19 protein-coding genes are annotated in these 17,985 nt (G+C 61.8%); 7 read left to right on the forward strand and 12 right to left on the reverse strand.

All coding sequences use genetic code 11. The annotated features are described in order from the left end of the window. Window positions 1–53 precede the first annotated feature (53 nt). The 3 genes from CLV01_RS29695 to CLV01_RS18745 form a co-directional block, all read right to left on the reverse strand. Window positions 54–854, reverse strand: a complete 801-nt coding sequence (locus tag CLV01_RS29695) for a response regulator (protein WP_257221395.1) — start codon at window positions 852–854, stop codon at window positions 54–56. 26 nt (window positions 855–880) lie between these two features. Continuing rightward, complete coding sequence (locus CLV01_RS18740) at window positions 881–2,995, reverse strand: histidine kinase dimerization/phospho-acceptor domain-containing protein (RefSeq protein ID WP_257221396.1); 2,115 nt, start codon at window positions 2,993–2,995, stop codon at window positions 881–883. A 114-nt stretch (window positions 2,996–3,109) separates the two neighbouring features. Beyond that, complete coding sequence (locus tag CLV01_RS18745) at window positions 3,110–3,766, reverse strand: response regulator transcription factor (RefSeq protein WP_013802276.1); 657 nt, start codon at window positions 3,764–3,766, stop codon at window positions 3,110–3,112. A 333-nt stretch (window positions 3,767–4,099) separates the two neighbouring features. Between CLV01_RS18745 and gloA the strand changes: the two genes are divergently transcribed. Next, entirely contained in the window at window positions 4,100–4,549 is a 450-nt protein-coding gene (gloA, locus tag CLV01_RS18750) for a lactoylglutathione lyase (protein WP_218968194.1), read from the forward strand. A gap of 87 nt (window positions 4,550–4,636) precedes the next feature. On the opposite strand, the gene CLV01_RS18755 is transcribed toward gloA, so the two are convergent. Next, complete coding sequence (locus CLV01_RS18755) at window positions 4,637–5,161, reverse strand: OmpA family protein (protein ID WP_063325997.1); 525 nt, start codon at window positions 5,159–5,161, stop codon at window positions 4,637–4,639. Window positions 5,162–5,400: 239 nt separating this feature from the next. On the opposite strand from CLV01_RS18755, the gene CLV01_RS18760 reads away from it, so the two are divergent. Both CLV01_RS18760 and CLV01_RS18765 read left to right on the forward strand, forming a co-directional pair. Next, on the forward strand, window positions 5,401–6,027 hold the full coding sequence (locus tag CLV01_RS18760) for a gamma-glutamylcyclotransferase (protein WP_013802273.1): 627 nt from the start codon (window positions 5,401–5,403) through the stop codon (window positions 6,025–6,027). Window positions 6,028–6,162: 135 nt separating this feature from the next. Continuing rightward, window positions 6,163–6,801, forward strand: coding sequence for a superoxide dismutase family protein (locus CLV01_RS18765; RefSeq protein WP_013802272.1), 639 nt, complete (start codon window positions 6,163–6,165; stop codon window positions 6,799–6,801). A 21-nt stretch (window positions 6,802–6,822) separates the two neighbouring features. Here CLV01_RS18765 and CLV01_RS18770 read toward each other — a convergent pair whose 3' ends face one another. Genes CLV01_RS18770 through CLV01_RS18790 form a run of 5 tightly spaced genes read right to left on the reverse strand, consistent with a single transcriptional unit; the run spans window position 6,823 to window position 12,260 of the window. Further along, window positions 6,823–7,599: a CoxG family protein gene (locus tag CLV01_RS18770; RefSeq protein ID WP_099733523.1), complete on the reverse strand. Its 777-nt coding sequence runs from the start codon at window positions 7,597–7,599 to the stop codon at window positions 6,823–6,825. Further along, complete coding sequence (locus tag CLV01_RS18775; protein ID WP_016447071.1) at window positions 7,589–8,095, reverse strand: (2Fe-2S)-binding protein; 507 nt, start codon at window positions 8,093–8,095, stop codon at window positions 7,589–7,591. The genes CLV01_RS18770 and CLV01_RS18775 overlap by 11 nt, the downstream gene beginning before the upstream one ends. Continuing rightward, entirely contained in the window at window positions 8,092–8,988 is an 897-nt protein-coding gene (locus tag CLV01_RS18780) for an FAD binding domain-containing protein (RefSeq protein WP_016447072.1), read from the reverse strand. The genes CLV01_RS18775 and CLV01_RS18780 overlap by 4 nt, the downstream gene beginning before the upstream one ends. Continuing rightward, window positions 8,981–11,275 (reverse strand): xanthine dehydrogenase family protein molybdopterin-binding subunit, encoded by a 2,295-nt coding sequence (locus CLV01_RS18785; protein WP_099733522.1) that lies wholly within the window; start codon window positions 11,273–11,275, stop codon window positions 8,981–8,983. The genes CLV01_RS18780 and CLV01_RS18785 overlap by 8 nt, the downstream gene beginning before the upstream one ends. Before the next feature lies 1 nt (window position 11,276). Beyond that, on the reverse strand, window positions 11,277–12,260 hold the full coding sequence (locus CLV01_RS18790) for a Bug family tripartite tricarboxylate transporter substrate binding protein (protein WP_099733521.1): 984 nt from the start codon (window positions 12,258–12,260) through the stop codon (window positions 11,277–11,279). A 243-nt stretch (window positions 12,261–12,503) separates the two neighbouring features. Between CLV01_RS18790 and CLV01_RS18795 the strand changes: the two genes are divergently transcribed. Continuing rightward, window positions 12,504–13,070, forward strand: a complete 567-nt coding sequence (locus CLV01_RS18795) for a MarR family winged helix-turn-helix transcriptional regulator (protein ID WP_099733520.1) — start codon at window positions 12,504–12,506, stop codon at window positions 13,068–13,070. Between the two features lie 2 nt (window positions 13,071–13,072). Here CLV01_RS18795 and CLV01_RS18800 read toward each other — a convergent pair whose 3' ends face one another. Next, entirely contained in the window at window positions 13,073–13,645 is a 573-nt protein-coding gene (locus tag CLV01_RS18800; RefSeq protein ID WP_099733519.1) for a nucleotidyltransferase family protein, read from the reverse strand. A gap of 52 nt (window positions 13,646–13,697) precedes the next feature. On the opposite strand from CLV01_RS18800, the gene pdxH reads away from it, so the two are divergent. Beyond that, window positions 13,698–14,345 carry a pyridoxamine 5'-phosphate oxidase gene (pdxH, locus tag CLV01_RS18805; RefSeq protein WP_099735105.1) on the forward strand — a complete coding sequence of 216 codons (648 nt, stop codon included), beginning with the start codon at window positions 13,698–13,700 and terminating at the stop codon, window positions 14,343–14,345. Between the two features lie 37 nt (window positions 14,346–14,382). Here the strand turns inward: pdxH and CLV01_RS18810 are convergent, their stop codons facing one another. Further along, complete coding sequence (locus CLV01_RS18810) at window positions 14,383–15,336, reverse strand: AEC family transporter (protein WP_063325991.1); 954 nt, start codon at window positions 15,334–15,336, stop codon at window positions 14,383–14,385. 80 nt (window positions 15,337–15,416) lie between these two features. After that, on the reverse strand, window positions 15,417–15,593 hold the full coding sequence (locus CLV01_RS18815; protein ID WP_373681064.1) for a hypothetical protein: 177 nt from the start codon (window positions 15,591–15,593) through the stop codon (window positions 15,417–15,419). A 133-nt stretch (window positions 15,594–15,726) separates the two neighbouring features. Between CLV01_RS18815 and CLV01_RS18820 the strand changes: the two genes are divergently transcribed. Further along, entirely contained in the window at window positions 15,727–16,596 is an 870-nt protein-coding gene (locus tag CLV01_RS18820) for a pirin family protein (protein WP_099733518.1), read from the forward strand. A 657-nt stretch (window positions 16,597–17,253) separates the two neighbouring features. After that, window positions 17,254–17,940: a tyrosine-type recombinase/integrase gene (locus CLV01_RS29700; RefSeq protein ID WP_257221399.1), complete on the forward strand. Its 687-nt coding sequence runs from the start codon at window positions 17,254–17,256 to the stop codon at window positions 17,938–17,940. Window positions 17,941–17,985: the final 45 nt, after the last annotated feature.

Consider the following 17,985-nt stretch of genomic DNA (forward strand, 5'->3'; position numbering starts at 1 on the left):
ATCAACGGAATAAACAAAATCGTTTCAGTGCAGCATCATTGCACCATGGCTCATCAGATATCTTTCAGGTTCTCCAGCAGGTCAGTCAGGGCATCATCCACTGCATGGAGGTGCCGCATATTGACAAGAGATGACAATCGGTCCATATCTTCCACTCTATCCTTCAGCCCAGCCACCGCAAATGACCCTTTCATGGCATGAATTTCACGGTGCACAGCCATCAGATCACCTTGCAGCAAATGCTTTCTCAACGCAGCCAATGAGCTTTCGGTTGCTGAAATCAATACATCGCGATAAGGCAATCTGCTGCCCGGAACTTCCGCAGCTTCAGCGACACCCTTGCCAGATTTTCCTATATTTTTCCCAATGAATTCCTTGATGTTTTTCAAGGAGGCCGGCTTGACAAGAATATCTACGATGCCAAATTTCGCACATTTGAATTTTTCCTGCTTGCCTGCATGTGCCGTTATTGCTCCCACAGGAATTCCCGGATAATTCTGCTTGATGCGCTGAGCAAGTACATAACCGCTCATTCCAGGCATTTGCAGGTCCGTAAGAACCAGGTCATAGATATTTCGCGACATCATTCGCAATGCGGATTCCCCGCCTTCTGCAGATTCCGCCTCGAAGCCGAGTATTTTCAGCTGATCCAGAAGCAGCAGCCTGTTGACCGGGTGATCATCGACGATGAGAATCCTTGCGCAATAACCTGCGCTTTCATCGTCTGCAAGCATGACATCGCCATCGTCCCAACCCAAGGAAGCAGGAACAGGCTGGGCGTGGCATGCGGGCAAGGTCAATTCGAAAATGCTGCCCTTTCCCGGCACGCTGAAGAACCTGATTTCCCCGCCCATGAGATGTGCCATACGCTGACACAGCGTCAGGCCCAGCCCGTACCACCAAATTCCGCCGCTATATCCGAGCCTGCCTGCTTGAATGCATCAAAGATGAAGGGGTGCTGTGAGGGATGAATGCCTATCCCGGTATCTGACACTTTGATCTTGAGCTCACCGGCCCTGTCTGATGCAAATACGTCAATCTTGCCGGCCTTGGTGAATTTCAAGGAGTTGCTGAGAAGATTGTTGAGGATTTGCTTTATTCTCTCCCCATCGCCTATATATCCATCCCTCAGCGAATGGTCAATGATCAAGGAAAATCCTATACCTAATTCCGCAGCGAGCGGTTTGTAAATGGCAGCCACCTGCCGGATCACAGACTTGAGATCAAAGCTGGCCAATTCCACACTCATCTGACCAGACTCGATCTTCGAGAAGTCGAGAACATCATTCAGCAGCGTCAAAAGAGAATGGGATGAAGATGATATGGTGGTGAGCCTGGTTTGCTGCTCTTCTGACATGGAGCTTCTTCCCAGTATTTCCAGATTGCCCAATATTGCATTCAGTGGCGTGCGTATCTCGTGGCTCATGGCAGCAAGAAAAGAAGATTTTTCCTGGTTCGCCTCTTCTGCCGCCTTTTTGGCATCTTCCAGATTTCTTTGCACCTGCTTGTGCGCAGTGATATCGGCAAATCCACACAGCAGGACATGCCGCCCCTGATATTTGGCCTTCACCATGATCACTGAAAGCTCTGCAACTGTTCCGTTGTAAGAGATCACGACTTCGCTGACTACCGGAAAATATTCAGTCTTTTTTCCACTCAGATATTTCTCACCGTAGAATCTGAGAAAATATTCAATCAACCGCTCACCAGCAGACTTATCATCCAACACCATGCTTTCTTTGTACTTGTACATCATGCTGTTTTCCAACAGCATCTTCTTTTCCTTGAAATCAAGAAGACCAAGACCATAAGGCGCCATGGCAATGATGGTGCGGCTCAGATGTTCCGTGTCGAACACATTCTTGGCTTTTCCATATATTGGAATAAAAACCCTATCATAAAAATATATCAGAAAACACCAGAAAAAAATGATGAATATCAATGAAAACAGCAAATATACAAGGGATTTCCCATTTAAATACACATCTTTCCAGGAAAACACCTGGAGAAGTATCATGTTCGTATTTGATATCCTCGAATAGTAATAAAAATATCCATTCCTATAGACGGCACCATACTTGCTCAAAATATATCTACTTATCATTCCTCCGTGAAATTTCGACGCCTCGATATCAAAAAAATCCCCTATTGCATCGCCGCTTCCCCCACCCAACGCAACGTTGCCTTGAGAATCAATAATAAACAAGGAGTTCCTACCATCACCCTGCTGCATAAGGCTCTCAATATATTGAGTCGGCATGTCGCTCACCACCGTGAGAAATGGCTTTCCATCTTGGAAAGCCGAGACAACAATCTGAAATGACATCTCCCCGGTCAGAATGCTTTTACTCGGAGGCAGCCATATGGGATGACGCAGCTGGACGGACGGAATGATGGTGCCGTTATCCTCAGGCAAATTCGAAATCTGTTCCCTGAGTTTCAAGAGCATGTCTTTTCGCTCATGCTCGTTTGGCACCTGCGGCACAAGGACGCCTATGAACGATCTGTCCGGGCTGAAGACATAGGCAGATATTGCTCTTCCATTTTGAAGAAAGCTGGAATTTGCCAAATATGCCAGCTCTCCCAACATATCTCTGTAGTGCTTGTGTACATTCTTGTTGATCTTATTCTCAAGCAATACTACAGGACTCACCCCTGCCATCACAGCATCTGCCCCGGCAAAGACACCGGGATGAGATGTGTGCGTCTGCCCCCAAAGCAACTCTGATGCAATGATTCCTCGCATCATAATGACTTGCTTTGTTTCTATTTCCACCAGAACCCGGGTTCTCTTGCTCTGGAATACTGCTCTTCTTTCCTCCATGAAGTCATTGAGCTCGAACAGGGCCGCAAGCATTGCCAAAACAATGATAAGAAGAGAGAAAACCAGGCCACCGCCAAAAAGCAGTGTCTTGTTGTATTTGGTCAGAAGGTGGAGCTCTTCCTTTTCTCCAGCCTCTTTTTTATATATTTCCATCTGGGCATCAAGATACAACCATCGATCAGGCTGTGGATCTCCTCATGTAATAAAAGAAATCTTTGCAAGAAAGCTGCGGATGGAATGGAGCTTGGTCGGATCGTCTGCGGCAATGACGATGCATTTCTGCACCTATTTTCTTACGTCAATCCAGCCCATCTCAATTCCATAGCGAATGAGATCAATGTCCTTGCGTATACCCAGCTTGTTCATGACAGCCACCTTGTGCGTGCTGACCGTCTTGATACTGCGATAGAGCTTTTTTGCTATCTCGGACACCGTCATGCCAGAGATGAAAAGAAGCAGAACCTCTTCTTCCCGTTTTGAGAGTTCTATCGATGTCCGCACCGCACCCAGCCATTCTCCTCCCAGCAGCTTGCTTGCACTGGGAGATATGAATTGACCATCCGTGTATGCAGCGTAGATGGCGGGCAGCAGACTTCCCAAGGAATCCGTTTTATGGACAATTCTGTAGATTCCTTGGTTGGTAAGAGATTTGATGATTCCAATGTTCTCGATCATTGTCAGCATGACGATCTTGACACTTGGAAATCTTTTACGAATGACATTCAGCATCACCAGACCATCACCGTAGGTTCCACCGGGCATGGAGTAATCAGTTACCAGAACATCACATTCGTTTTTCTTCAGAAAGCTTATGATTTCCGTGGAGTTTTTCGCTCGACCTACAATCTCTATTTCATGCTTATCCTCCAAAACACTTTCTATGCCTGCCAGAACTGCCGGATGGTCATCGGCAATTAATATCCGCAAGACGAAATTTTTCATGACTCAAAAAATTAAAATAATTCGCACGAAGAACATTCCTATTCTAGGCAGCCGGCTACTAGGATTTAATTGGATTTGTCTGATTTTTCAATCCAAAAATCTAAGATTTGTCTGATTTGCAAGATTTATTGCCGAAAAATCGGGTACCAGTCCTAGGTCCCACTCCTAGAATTCAACAGACAGTTGAACCAATGGTTGAATGGATTCGGGCCAGATGCCGCCGGGACCTGAAGTGCCCGATCTGCGGGAAGGCGCCAGACCTGTGCGCGATGAGATCACTGCGGCGCTTGGCGGGCGGCTGAAGAGATGGAGGAATCCCGGCACAATCGAGGGATGCGAATCCTCCACACCATGCTGCGCGTTGGCAACTTCCAGCGCTCCATCGATTTCTACACACAGGTTCTTGGCATGCAGCTGCTGCGAACCTCCGAGAACCCGGAGTACAAATACTCCCTGGCCTTCCTGGGCTTCGAGGGCGGCAACCCGGCCCAAGCCGAGATCGAGCTGACCTACAACTGGGGCACCGAGGCCTATGACATGGGCTCGGCCTATGGCCACATCGCCATTGGCGTACCGGACGCGTATGCCGCCTGCGAGAAGATCAAGGCGTCCGGCGGCAACGTGACGCGCGAGGCAGGCCCCGTCAAGGGCGGCACCACGGTGATTGCCTTTGTGACGGATCCGGACGGCTACAAGATCGAACTCATACAAGAGAATTCGCGAGCCCATGCCGGGACCCAGCCTGACGGTGACGCGAATTTCGACCCGCTGCGCAATTCCTGATCCGCGCAGCCATCAAAAGAAAAGGCCCGGAGCGATTGACGCTCCGGGCCTTTTCTTTTTGGCCGTTTACAGCGGCAAGGCTGAGGCTCAGTCCACCAGGATCACTTCCACGCGGCGGGCTTCGGCGTTGCTGCCGTCAGCCTGCAGCTGCTCGGGCTTCTTGAGTTCGACCTTTTCCTCAGCCACGCCCAGAGCGGACAGGGCGGCCTGGACTGCCAGGGCGCGCTTCTTGGCCAGTTCGGCGTTGAGTTCGGCGCTGCCCGTGGCGTCGTGGTAGCCCGAGATCACGGCGCGCTTGCCGCCCTTCACACCGGCGACCACGTCGGCCAGCGCTTCATTGGCGCCCGCGGCCAGCTCGGCCTTGGCCGATGCGAAGTAGAACTTGACCACGCCGTTTTCGACAACGACGCGGGCCACATCTTCCTCCAAGACCACGGGCACCATTGCTGCCACAGGGGAAGCGCCGCCTGCCATCTTCGCCGGGCCATGTGCAATGCCGCGCTGGTAGACGACGACGCCAACGACCGTGGAGACGACGAGCGCAATCAGCGCGAACAGGAAACCCAGGGCAAAACGTTGTTGGCTGTCGTCGTCGGAATGACTGAAGGACATGAAGCACTCTCCGTGAATGAGCTGTTGGATGAAAACCAGAAAGACTGCGAAAAACCGGTGGATTGTAGAGGGCCACCGTCGAGGGCCCCGCGCCACGCCCAAACCCCGCAGTGACGGCCGGCAAAAACTGTGGTGCGGCGGAGACAGAAGACCAGCCCTGCAAGGGCAAAGCACGCGCTTGTGCACCGTTTGGGCGTCCAGGCGTTAAAACGTCATTGTTCTTTCATGCTGTCGCGCCCATGTCCGCCCTGCCAGAATTTTCATTCGCCCGCCGAGAGTCACAGCCCATGCTGGACGAGGCGCTGCACCGATGGGGCGGGAGCGATGACCTCTGGATCTTTGGCTACGGCTCGCTGATCTGGCGGCCGGATTTCGATTTCTGCGAACGCCGCACGGCGCGTGTCTTTGGCTGGCATCGGGCGCTGAAGATGTGGAGCACCATCAACCGCGGCACGCCCCAGAACCCTGGTCTGGTCTTTGGCATGCTGTCCGGCGGCAGCTGCCAGGGCATGGTGTTCCGCATTCCCCGGCACCACGGCCATGACGTCATGAGAAAGCTGTGGCAGCGCGAGATGGCCAATGCCGTCTATGACCCCCGCTGGCTGCCCTGCCGCACCGGCCAGGGCACGGTGCAGGCGCTGGCGTTCACGCTGTCCCGGCAAAGCCCCAATCACACGGGCGAGCTGGCGCCCGAGGACTATCGCCGCATTTTCAGCGAGGCCAAGGGCATCTACGGCAGCACGCATGACTATGCGCGCGCAACCTTCGATGAGCTCAAGCGCCTGGGCATCCGTGACCGCGCGCTCCAGCGCCTGCTCAGCTACGCGGGCCAGCCCGATGCAGGCGCGCGGCAAGGCTCCGTTTGACGCCATCGCCGCGCACGGCCACAGAACGCTGCGCTCTCCGACATGGCCGCCGTATCGCACGCTGCATGATGGCGGCTGCGCGCCATGCGCCCCCGTGACTTTTTCAGTTCCCATTCCAAACAGGAGATTGCCGCCATGCCTTTGAACGCTTCCCAATCCAGCCACGCCGCCACTTCGCAGCCCTCCACCCCGTCCACCGCCGTGAAGCTGTTGATGGCTGCCGGCATGGTGCTGGCCCTGGGCGCCTGTGGCAGCCAGCCCAAGCCTCCTGCCGCAGCCTCCGCCTCGACCCCGGCAGCCGTCACGACAGCGCCCGCCTCCCGCAATGTGGCCATGGCCCAGCTGCAGCCCACGCAAGGCAGCAAGGTCAGCGGCAGCCTGCAGTTCACGGCACAGGCCGATGGCAGCGTGCGCGTGCAAGGCTCCGTCCAGGGGCTGGCGCCGAACAGCGAGCACGGCTTTCACGTCCATGAAAAAGGCGATTGTTCCAGCCCTGACGGCCTGAGCGCGGGCGGCCACTTCAACCCGACCGGCCAGGCCCATGGCCGCTTCGATTCTTCGACCCATCACACGGGTGATCTGCCCAGCCTGCGATCCGATGCGCAAGGCATGGCAAGCATCGACTTCGTGTCGCGCGGCCTGGCATTGGACCAGGGCCCCAACAGCGTGGTGGGTCGTGGCCTGATCGTGCACAAGGACCCGGACGACTACACCACGCAACCCACCGGCAATTCGGGGGCGCGCCTGGCCTGTGCGGTGATCACGCGCGGATGATGTGCTCGGCCGGGTCTGCGTTCAGCGCAGGCAGTCGCGCAGCCACGCCGCGCACTGCTCGGCGCGCGCGCCCGGCCATTGGACGCTGACCGTGGTATCGCCACGGCGCAGCTCGACATGAATGGTGTCGGCTGCGCCCGCGCTGCCCTCACCGCTCAAGCTGCCGATTAGCCGCCCCCACCAGCCACGGCCCCGCAGGTCTTGGGCCGTGGAGGAGAGCTCCGAAGCTGGCGCTGGTGCTGGCGAATTCGGGGCTTGCACCACCGTTTCCCTGGCTGGCTCGGAGGCCGGCGCGGGCGCGACAGGTGCAGGCGCCTGCATGGTCGCCTCGCCCGCAGCGGGCTCCCCTCCCCCGCCTTCGAGCCGCGCGGCCAGATTGTTACCGAACTCCTCCCATATTCGGTCGGCCTTGGTCTTCATCACGCTCAGGCCGAAGGCGCCCAGACGGCCCAGCAGGTCCACGTCGATCTTGATGCGCAGTTCGGTGCCTCCATCCGGCGTGGCGCTCAGGAAGATTTCACTGCGCTGCTTGAGCGAGCTGGCCACCGAGGTGTCTTCTCCCGTTCCTTCCACGCGCAGATACTCGGGAGCGCGTTGCTCGACGATGCGTGTGCGCAGCTTGAATCTGGCGCTGATGAAGGAGATCTTCTGGTGCATCACCGCCACGTATTCGGTGGGGCTGACCACTTCGATGGACTGCATGCCCGGCACGGCACCTCCCATGACCTGGGGATCGAGCAACAAGGCCCATACCCGCTCTCGCGAGGCCGAAACAGTCAGGGTTTTCTCAATTTCCATGCATTTTCTCCGCGGCCACAAGGACCGATTCCACGATCTGGGTGTAGCCCGTGCAACGGCACAGGTTGCCGTTGAGGCCATGGCGAACTTCGTCCGCGCCGGGAAGGGGGTTACGCCCCAGCAGATCGCAGGCGGCCATGATGAAGCCCGGTGTGCAGTAGCCGCACTGCAGGCCGCCGCATTGCATGAAGCTTTGCTGCAGCGGGTGCAGCCGTTGTGACGGGTCTGCGCCCGCACCCCCAGCAATACGGTCGGCCAGGCCTTCGATGGTGGTGAGCGCGCGGCCCTGGACCTGCACGGCCAGCAGCAGGCAGGACTTCACCACTTCGCCATCCAACAGCACCGAGCAGGCGCCGCACACGCCCGTCTCGCAGCCGCGCTTGGTGCCCGTCAGGTGCAGGTCATCACGCAGAAAATCCGACAGCAGCCGGCGCGCAGGCACGTCCACGCTGCAGGGCTCGCCGTTGACGGTGCATTCGATGCGATGTCGGCTCATGCCAGCTCTCCTTGTTCCAGTGCCAGGTCCAGGCCAAACAGTTCGGCCACGGTGCGCCGCACGTTGACGCGCACCATTTCTCGGCGGAAATCCGCCGAGCCGCGCAGGTCCGAAACCGGTGTGATGTCGGCCGCGACGATGTCACCCGCCTCGGCCGCCAAGGCCCAGGTGAGGGCACGGCCTTCAAGAAAGCCCTCGGCGCGCCGCTGGCGCACGGGTATGGGCGTAGAGGCGCCCACGACGAGACGCGCGTCGCGGCAGATGCCCCCGGCGGTGTGCGCCACCAGGGCCACGCTGGCCAGCGGCCGATGTTCGGCCGCTGTGCGCAGAAAGCGCGTGTACACACCGCTGCGCCGGTCGTCTCCTTGCCCCATGGGCGGCACGCGGATCTCGCTGACGATCTCGTCGCCTTCCAGCGCCGTGGCGTAGTAGTCGACCAGGAAGTCCTCGATGTCCAACAGGCGCTCGCCTCTTGCGCTGGCCAGCACGATCTGGGCGCCCAATGCCATCAGGCAGCCGGGCGGGTCGGTGGAGGGGTCGGCATAGCAGAGATTGCCGCCCACCGTGCCCTGATTGCGCACCTGCGGGTTGGCCATGCGCTGCGCCATGCCGGCCAGGACAGGATAGTGATGCGACACCAGCGGCGAGGCCGCCAGTTCGGCATGGCGCACCAGGGCGCCGATACGCAGGCCACGCACCGGGTCGAAGTCCAGGCCGCGCAACGCATCGATGCCAGCCAGCGAGACCAGGTGCGTGGGCGCGAGCATGCGCTGGCGCATGCCCAGCATCAAGGCCGTGCCGCCGGCGATCACGCGGCAGTCCTCGCCCAGTTCGGCCAGCAACCGGCTGGCCTCCGCCACCGAGGTGGGCTCCAGGAAGTCGAAGTCATGCATGACGGCCCTCCTCGGCGCGTGCGCGCAGCGCCGCCAGGATTTTTTCGGGTGTGATCGGCAGATCGCATATGCGCACGCCGATGGCGTCGTACACGGCGTTGGCGATGGCAGGCGCTCCCGGCAGGATGGCGGTTTCGCTGGCCCCTTTGGCGCCATAGGGGCCGTTGGGGTCGTTGGACTCGACAAAGCCGCCGCGCAGCAAGGGCACGGCGTCGGCCGTTGGCATGGTGTAGTCGGCGAAGTTGCCGTTGGCCAGGCGCCCGCCTTCCAGGTGCAGTTGCTCGTAAAGGGCCCAGCCCATGGCCTGGACGGTGGCCCCGTTGGTCTGCCCATGGATGGCGACGGGGTTCAGCGCCTTGCCGCAGTCGTCGGCCACATAGCTGTCAAGCACCCGGACCTGGCCGGTTTCCGTATCGACCTCGACCTCCACTGCCTGGGCCGCGAAGGAATAGGCCGGCGCGATGTTGCCGTGCAGCTGGGCGTCGTGCATCTGCGTCTGGGCATCCCAGGTGTGGCTGACCTGTATGCCCTCGCCGCCATGGCGCCAGATGTGCTGGCGTGCGAGCTCGGCCACGCCTGCCGCACGGTCGGTGCCGCGCACGCGCACCTGACCATCGGCCAGCTCCAGGTCGTCGACCTGCGCCTCCAGCACGACGGCGGCCAGGGCCAGCAGCTTGCTGCGGGCCGCCTGCGCGGCACCTATGGCGGCATTGCCTGCAGCCATGGTCACGCGCGAGGCCAGCGAGCCTATGGCGAAGGGCGTGCTGTCCGTGTCGGGTGCGGCCACGCGGACCTGCGACAACGGCAGCGTGAGTTCATGGGCGACGATCTGGCTGAGCATGGTGGCCGCGCCCTGGCCCATGTCGCACTCGCCACTGAGCACAAGCACCTGGCCATCCTCATGGATGCGCACCACCACGGTGGAGCCGTCCCAGTTGCCCATGGTGCGGTTGCCGCTGACATGCATGGCCGCGGCCATGCCCACGCCCCTGCGGCGGGCGCCAAAGGCCTGGCGGGGGCGGGCGCGCTTGCCGCGCCAGTCGATGGCATCGGCGGCCTGGTCTATGCACTCCTTGAGGCCGGCGCTGCCGATCTTCCAGCCATGCACTGTCACGTCGCCGGCTTCCACTGCATTGAGCTTGTGGACTTCGGCCGGATCCAGCCCCAGCTGCTCGGCCATGATGTGGATGTGGCTGTTGAGCGCGAACAGCATCTGCGTACCGCCAAAGCCGCGGAACGCGCCGTGCGGCGGGTTGTTGGTATAGACCAGGGTGGCGTGCGATCGGACGTTGCCCTGCCTGTGCATGTTGTCGCTGCGCATGGCACTGACGTGCATGACCTCGGCCGACAGACCCGCATAGGCACCGCACTCGGCAACGATGTGCACCTGCTTGGCGAGGATGCGGCCATCACGCGCCATGCCCAGCTTGAGCGTGATGCGCTCGGGGACGCTGGAGCAGCAGGCCAGGAAGTCCTCCAGCCGGTTGTTGACCAGGCGCACGGGCCGCCCGGTGCGCAGGGCCAGCAGACCCGCCACGAGCTGGTTGTCGTCCTCGACGATCTTGCCGCCAAAGCCGCCGCCCGTGGTGGCCTGCACCACGCGGATGGCGGACACCGGCAGCTCCAGCGCCGCCGCCAGCCGGGCACGCGCCAGGAAAACCGACTGCGTGGAGGTCTGTACCAACAGGCGGCCATCGGCGTCGATGGAGGCCAGGGTTGCCATGGGTTCCAGGTAGCCCGGGTACTGCGCATGCGTGGTGTACGTGGCTTCGTGAACCAGATCAGCTGCGGCGAATCCGGCATCTGCATCGCCGCGCTCGAAGCGGATCTCGTGGGCGATGTTGCCCCGGCCCGGATGAACGCCGGGCGCTTCTTCATCCAGGGCTTCCTCGGGCGACAGGATGGCGGGCAGTTCTTCGTACTCGACCTCGATCAGGTCCAGCGCATCGCGGGCGATCTCTTCTGTGGCGGCAGCCACGGCTGCCACCTCTTCCCCCGCAAAGCGCACCAGGCCGTCGGCCAGGATGCGCCGCTCCTTGTGGCTCACGCCCCAGGGCGTGCGCGGTGCATCTGCCCCGGTCAGCACGGCTTTCACACCGGGCAGCGCACGCGCTGCAGCAATGTCGATGCGCACGATGCGCGCATGCGGATAGGGGCTGCGCAACAGCTTGGCATGCAGCATGCCCGGCAGCTTGAGGTCGCCCGCGTACTGGGCACGACCTAGTACCTTGGACAGCGCCGTGACCTGGGCCGTCTCGCGGCCCAGCGTGGAATTCGAGGTATTCATGTCATTCAGCGGTGATGCCGAGTTCGCGGATCACCTTGCCCAGGCGCTCGTAGTCGGCAGCGTTGACATCGGCCAGCACCTGCGGCGACCCGCCCACGGGCACGGCACCGAAGGTGGCCATCTTTGCCACCACCTCCGGCATCCTGAGGATCTCGTTGAGATGGGTGTTCAAGGTCTGCACCACGGCGGCCGGCGTGCCCTTGGGCGCGAAGAAGCCATTCCAGGCACCCGCGGCGATGTCCCTGTAGCCCAGTTCCGCCAGTGAAGGCACATCGGGCAGCAGGGGCGAACGCTTCGGGTCGGTCACGGCCAGCGCGCGCAGCTTGCCCGCCTGGATGTACTGGGCCACCGGCCCCAGCGTGACGTAGGCCAGTCCTACATGGCCCGCAGCCACATCGTTGACGGCCGGTGCCACGCCGCGATAGGGCACATGCTGAATGCTCACTCCGGCAGCGCGGTTCAGCCACTCGGCACCTATGTGCATGGGCGAGCCTGCGCCGGGACTGGCGTAGCTGAGCGTCTTGCCGGCCTTGGCCGCAGCCACCATGTCGGCCACGCTTTTGAATCCCGTGGAGGGATGGGCCACGAGCAGCACGGCCTGGCTGGCGGTCTGCACCACGGGGGTGAAACCTTTCAAGGGGTCATAGGTCGCGGCAGTAGGGAGCCTCATCACCATGGGGGCGATGGTGAAGGGGTTGGGCGTGAACAGCAGCGTGTAGCCATCGGGCACGGCCCGCGCAACCAGGTTGTTGCCCACGGTGCCGCCCGCCCCGGGCCGGTTGTCCACCACCACGGGCTGGCGCAGACGCAACGTGAGCTTTTCGGCGAACAGGCGCGCCATGGCGTCCGTGTCACCACCTGCGGGATAGGCGACCACCACGGTGATCGGCCTGGCGGGGTAGTCCTGTGCAAATGCCGGACCACAGACAGCGGTGGCAAAAGCCAATGCTGCAATGGTCAGGCCTTGCCGACGATGGGGGGTCATCACTGGCTCCTTTGAAAGCGCGGACATGCATCGGTCAGATACGGGCATGGCAGCTGGGGCTGGCTATGCGATGAATTTGTACGATTCACCCATGAAACATTGATCCTCAAAAGAATCAATAACGATTTTCTCCAGTAAGTTGATGAATCAACTTACCGAAAACACCGATTGACCTCTATTGATTTCTCCAAAGAAATTCCACAAGACAAACGTCAGGCAGCCTGTGAAACAATTGATGGGAACATGTCCATCCCACCTTCTCCTCTCCCTGTGCCCAGCACGCCCGCAGGCAATCCCTGGACCCACCTTGACGAGGCAGGCAGCAGCCTGACCGTCGATGCCTTTCTGACCACGCTGATGAGCCAGGTGGGCAATGCGCTGCGGCGCACCATCACCGTGCCCTATGCCGATACGGCGGGCTTGACGGTTTCGGAGTGGCGGCTGTTGGCCCTTGTCGCGCATGCAGGCGAGTTGCCGTTCAGCGCGCTGGTGGTGCAATCCACTTCGGACAAGGCCCTGGTGAGCCGGGCGCTGCGGCTGCTCCAGGAACGCGGCCTGGTGGCCCTGCTGGCGCAAGGCTCCACTCCACGCAAGAAGATCCTGTGCTCCATCACGCCTGCGGGCCGGCAGTTGCATGACGAGGTGATGCCCGTGGCCCGGCAACACCAGGCCGCTGCTCTGCTGGCGCTGACGCAGGAGGAACGGGAGGTGATGTATCGGGCCTTGCTCAAACTGCGCGGTTATTGCCAAGGCAGCCAAGCCGACCCAGCGACCGAAGGCAGCCCCGCTACGGCAGACGGCGAAGCCTGAATTCAGCCCACTTCAGGCCGGTTCTGCAGCAACACCTCAGCGCGCGCCAGATCGTCCAGCGTATCGATGTCGGTGAGCACACCAGCATCGTCCACATCGACCTGAACCAGATGTCCGGCTTCGCGCAGCGCCTTCAGCACAGGCGCCCCGCCCTTCTCTCCGCTCAACGCCATGAGCGCCGCGCCGCATGCGGCGCCGAAACCCACGGGATGTCCACGCTCGCCTTGATGGACAGGCTGGGCGGCTCGGGCCCCCGCATGCAATGCATCGGCCACTTTCAGCAAGGTCTGTGGACTTACCAGCGGCAGGTCGGCCGGCAAGACCAGCCAGCCTGGCGCATCGGCTGTGGCACGCACGGCCGCAGACAGCGAATCGCCCATTCCGGGGTGGCCCGCATCTTCCAGATGCCAGGGCAGGCCGCTGGCGCGGACGGCGGCCAGTGTGTGTTCCAGCACGGTGCTGCCGCCCAGCGGCGCGGCGAGCTTGTGCATGGTGCCGCCCGACGCGCGGAAACGCTCGCCACGGCCCGAGGCGAGGATGATCACGCAGGGGCGGCCTTTGAAGTCTCTGAGCATGCGCAACTCTAGCGCAGCAAATGGGAGGTCGGGCGCAGGCACAATGCTGGCCATGAGCAGCATTTCCACCTCGATCGCCGATCTGCGCAAAAGCTACGAGCGCGCGGAACTGAGCGAATCGGCCTCCCTGGCCGATCCGCTGCAGCAGTTTGACCAATGGCTGCAGGAAGCCCTGAGCGCCCAGGTGCCCGAGCCCAATGCCATGACGCTGGCCACCGTGGGCGGCGACCTGCGGCCCAGCACGCGCATCGTGCTCATCAAGGGCTATGACGAGCGCGGCCTGGTCTGGTACACCAACTACGACAGCCGCAAGGGACAGCAACTGGCGGGCAATCCGTTTGCAGCGCTGCAGTTCCACTGGGTGGAGCTTGAGCGCGTGGTGCGCATCGAGGGCCGCGTGGAAAAGGTCAGCGAGGCCGAAAGCGACGCCTACTTCAACAGCCGCCCGCTGGACTCTCGCATTGGCGCATGGGCCAGCCCGCAAAGCCAGGTCATCAGCGGCCGCAGCGTGCTGGTGGCCAATGCGGCCAAGTACGGCGCGCAATTCCTGCTGAACCCGCCGCGCCCGCCGCACTGGGGTGGATTCAGGCTCGTGCCCGAACGCTGGGAATTCTGGCAAGGCCGCAAGAGCCGCCTGCATGACCGCCTGTGCTACCAGCTGGAATCTGGAACCTGGCTGCGCCAACGTCTGGCGCCCTGATCCCCTGGATTGCTGGCGCTGCTCCTGCTGAAACCCGTCAGCCCAGCAGACGCTGGGCCAGCCACAGCATCAGCGGCACGGTAAGCAGGGCCAGCGCCGTGGACACCGCAATGCTGGCGGACACCTCCTCCTGCATCACGCCATAGCGCTGCGTGAACAGGAACACGTTGGCCCCCACGGGCAGTGCAGCCGCCGTGAACATCACGGCCACCGGCAGGCCGCCCAGACCGAAGGCCCAGGCCAGCGCAAGCAGCAGCAGCGGATGCACCAGGTTCTTGACCAGCGCGATGCCCACTGCCTCGCGCAGGTTCTGGCCCACCTTGGTGTACGCCAGGGTCACCCCCACCAGCAGCAGCGCCATGGGGCCCAGTGCCTGGCCCAAGACCTGCAGGGAGCGATCCACCACCCCAGGAAGAGCCAGACCGGTCTGTGCGAACAGCAGGCCGGCGAGTATGGGCAGCGGCACAGGATGGACGATGCCGTTGCGCACGGCCTGCAGCACCGTGCGCCACATGGGGCGCGGCGCGCTCTGGCCCGACCGCTGGTGCTCGCGGGCCTCGGCCAGCTCGAACACGATGGTGGCCGCCGTGAGCAGAATCAGCGCGTGCAGCGAAACGAGGGTGAACAGCGTCACCAATCCGTCCTCCCCGTAGACCAGCCCCACCAACGGCACGCCGATCATGACGGTGTTGCTGAACATATTGGCCAGCCCCCGCGCGGCCGAACGCGTGGAAAAACCGCCCAGGACCATGGACACCCCGAAGATCAGCGCGGTCGCCAGGAAATACAGCGCCACGGGCTGAAAGTCCAGCTCCTGCACCCGCACCGCGCCCATGGTGCGGAACAGCAGCGCCGGCGTGAGCACCAGGAAAACGAGGTTGGACAAATCCTTGATGGCAGCGGCCCGCACCCAGCCCAGACGGGCGGCGAGAAAGCCTGCGCCAATGCAAAGAATGACGGGGATGAGGGAGGCAAAGACGGGAGAGTTCACTGAAGCGGGATCGGGAAGCTGCGCCTGCGCAGGTTGGCGGCGCGCGCAGATTATGCGCCGCAGGCCAGGCCCTGCCTCATTCAGGCTTCTTCCAGGGCCTCGAAGGCCTGGGCCAGATGGTCGATGAGCAACCGCACGGCGGGCAATTGCCCGCGCCAGGATGCGTACACCGCATGGATCAGCTCGCGGCACGGCTCCCAGCCGGGCAGGACGACCAGGCACTGCGCCCTTTCGGCCAGCACACGCAGCATGGTCATTGTTCTTTATTCAGGACGATGAAGGCAAATTTTGCTATCTACCGCATTCATCGTTCAAATCCTAAGATTCTCCCATGTGCAAAAAGTGGCTGGCGCTAACGCTGCGGCAGCCACGATTCCCAAGGAGAAGCAAATGCTCAAGAAGATGCTCGGCGTCTACAGCGCTCCCCGTGCCCATTGGGTGGGCGACGGCTTTCCCGTGCGCTCGCTGTTCAGCTATGGCAACCATGGTGCGGCTCTGAGCCCCTTTCTGCTGCTGGACCACGCAGGCCCCGCCAGCTTCGAGCCGGCATCCCAGCCTCGCGGCGTGGGCGTGCATCCGCACCGCGGCTTCGAGACCGTGACCATCGTCTATGAGGGCGAAGTCGAGCACCGGGATTCGACCGGCGCTGGCGGGCTGATCGGCCCTGGCGACGTGCAGTGGATGACGGCTGGCGCGGGCATCCTGCATGAGGAATTCCATTCCCATGCGTTCACCGAACGCGGCGGGCGGCTGGAGATGGTGCAGCTGTGGGTGAACCTGCCCGCCAAGGACAAGTCGGTTGCGCCTGGCTACCAGACCCTGCTGGATGGACAGATCCCGTCCGTGGAACTGCCAGGCGGCTCAGGCCGGGTGCGGGTGATTGCCGGAGCCTTTGACAACAGCCAGGGGCCGGCGCGCACCTTCACGCCCATCAATGTCTGGGATCTGCGCCTGAAAGCCGGCAGCACCACCGAGCTGCGCGCCAAGCCCGGACATACGCTGGCCCTGGTCGTGCTGCATGGCACGGTGCTGGTCAACGACGGCGAGGTTGTTCGCGAAGGCCAGCTGGTGCACTTCGATCGCGAGGCTGATCTGGTGCGCCTGGAGGCCAACAACGACGCCACCGTGCTGTGGCTGGAGGGCGAGCCCATTGCAGAGCCCGTGGTGGGCCACGGCCCGTTCGTGATGAACAGCGAGGCCGAGATCCGCGAAGCCATTGCCGACTTCAATGCCGGCCGATTCGGGCACATGGCGGCTTGACCGCTGCGGTCCCTGTCCTGAAGACAGGGGCCGCCTTCTGCCCTCCTCTTGCTTCCCCTGGACCAGCGCTTGCGATCACCAGCGCGCAGAGCCAGCGCGGGTGCTTGAAAGTGCCCAACACACGTCTAGAGACGTGCCAAGGACTCGAATCCAGGCCGAACGGCCCTTTTTCTGGCGACTTGTCGCCACTGGTGTTCATCAGTCGATAACAAGGTTGTCGCTTGATATCATGTAAGTTACATTGAACAACTCCATTGGTTGGCTCGTTTTGTTCTCAACGCCCATGACTTCATCACCCTCTCAGGCACCCGCGGCCGGCAAGCCGCCGTCCACTGTCCCCGACGGGCTGGCCCTGTTCCGGCATTGGCTGGAAACCGAGGGCGCCAAGGGCTGGGATGCCCTGGACACGGCACCCGACAGCGGCTACGAAAAGGTATGGCGTGCCTGGCTGCGCAGCCTGGGCGATGCCGGCATGTCAGCCAAAGAAGGTCCCCCTCCCCCGCCACGCCAAAAGGCAAAGTCAAGGCGAAGGCCCGCGCCTGGCAACAGGCCACCGCCGTTGATGTCCAGAATTTCCTGCGCCCGCGCGAAGGCCAGTTGTCGGGCCACCAGCCCGGCCGCCGTATCAGCGAGGTCACGCGCAGGCGCTACTGGCGATTGCTGGAACGCATTTACGACCATGCGCTGGACCACGGCTGGGTCAGCGCCAATCCAGCCGCAGGGCTGGCGCCGCAGGAACGCCCACCTGCCGAAGACGGCCAGGGCCATTGCCTTCCCGCGCCGCTGTGGAATGCCCTGCCCCGCCACATACCGATGGCCGACGGCTTTCAGTCGGCGCGCGACCGCGCCATCTTGCTGCTGCTGTACGAACTGGCGCTGGCGCCCGAGGAGGTGCGCGGCCTGTGCTGGCGCGATGTGCAATGCGCCGGACCAGGCGATGGCCTTCCCTGTCAATTGCATATCGATGGCGCACGCGCCGCACAGCAGCGCACGCTGGATCTGTCGGAAACGGTGGTGAAGGCGCTGCAGGACTGGAAAGGCTTCAGCGCCGGCCAGCGCGGGCCGGAGGCCGTTCAACCCGATGCCACGGTCTTTTATTCGCGTGAAGGGCAGCCGCTGTCGGTGCGCGTGCTGTTCCATGTGGCGTCACAGCTGATACAGCGCGCCCATGCCGCGCAGCCTGCCTCGGCGCAGCAGGCGCCGCTGCACCGTGTCGGCCCGCAGGTGCTGCGCAACACGGCCATCGTGCATTGGCTGCGCGCGGGCCGTGCCGAGACCGAAGTCGTGCAGTGGATAGGCGTGGAAAGCGCGCGCGCCCTGCGCCATCTGCAGCATTACCTGTAGCAGACGGCGCTGGAGCGCAGCGGGCAGTTCGCCCTGGAGTGCGTT

The organism is Delftia sp. 60 (assembly GCF_002754395.1).
In the GTDB taxonomy this organism is placed as follows: Bacteria; Pseudomonadota; Gammaproteobacteria; order Burkholderiales; family Burkholderiaceae_C; genus Comamonas; species Comamonas acidovorans.

What these genes read in the sequence shown, in the direction of transcription:
- CLV01_RS29695 (WP_257221395.1), bottom strand. Translation starts at nt 854, where the DNA reads ATGGGCGGGGAAATCAGGTTCTTCAGCGTGCCGGGAAAGGGCAGCATT.
- CLV01_RS18745 (WP_013802276.1), bottom strand. Translation starts at nt 3,766, where the DNA reads ATGAAAAATTTCGTCTTGCGGATATTAATTGCCGATGACCATCCGGCA.
- gloA (WP_218968194.1), top strand. Translation starts at nt 4,100, where the DNA reads ATGCGAATCCTCCACACCATGCTGCGCGTTGGCAACTTCCAGCGCTCC.
- CLV01_RS18755 (WP_063325997.1), bottom strand. Translation starts at nt 5,161, where the DNA reads ATGTCCTTCAGTCATTCCGACGACGACAGCCAACAACGTTTTGCCCTG.
- CLV01_RS18760 (WP_013802273.1), top strand. Translation starts at nt 5,401, where the DNA reads ATGTCCGCCCTGCCAGAATTTTCATTCGCCCGCCGAGAGTCACAGCCC.
- CLV01_RS18765 (WP_013802272.1), top strand. Translation starts at nt 6,163, where the DNA reads ATGCCTTTGAACGCTTCCCAATCCAGCCACGCCGCCACTTCGCAGCCC.
- CLV01_RS18770 (WP_099733523.1), bottom strand. Translation starts at nt 7,599, where the DNA reads ATGGAAATTGAGAAAACCCTGACTGTTTCGGCCTCGCGAGAGCGGGTA.
- CLV01_RS18775 (WP_016447071.1), bottom strand. Translation starts at nt 8,095, where the DNA reads ATGAGCCGACATCGCATCGAATGCACCGTCAACGGCGAGCCCTGCAGC.
- CLV01_RS18780 (WP_016447072.1), bottom strand. Translation starts at nt 8,988, where the DNA reads ATGCATGACTTCGACTTCCTGGAGCCCACCTCGGTGGCGGAGGCCAGC.
- CLV01_RS18785 (WP_099733522.1), bottom strand. Translation starts at nt 11,275, where the DNA reads ATGAATACCTCGAATTCCACGCTGGGCCGCGAGACGGCCCAGGTCACG.
- CLV01_RS18790 (WP_099733521.1), bottom strand. Translation starts at nt 12,260, where the DNA reads ATGACCCCCCATCGTCGGCAAGGCCTGACCATTGCAGCATTGGCTTTT.
- CLV01_RS18795 (WP_099733520.1), top strand. Translation starts at nt 12,504, where the DNA reads ATGTCCATCCCACCTTCTCCTCTCCCTGTGCCCAGCACGCCCGCAGGC.
- CLV01_RS18800 (WP_099733519.1), bottom strand. Translation starts at nt 13,645, where the DNA reads ATGCTCAGAGACTTCAAAGGCCGCCCCTGCGTGATCATCCTCGCCTCG.
- pdxH (WP_099735105.1), top strand. Translation starts at nt 13,698, where the DNA reads ATGAGCAGCATTTCCACCTCGATCGCCGATCTGCGCAAAAGCTACGAG.
- CLV01_RS18815 (WP_373681064.1), bottom strand. Translation starts at nt 15,593, where the DNA reads ATGACCATGCTGCGTGTGCTGGCCGAAAGGGCGCAGTGCCTGGTCGTC.
- CLV01_RS18820 (WP_099733518.1), top strand. Translation starts at nt 15,727, where the DNA reads ATGCTCAAGAAGATGCTCGGCGTCTACAGCGCTCCCCGTGCCCATTGG.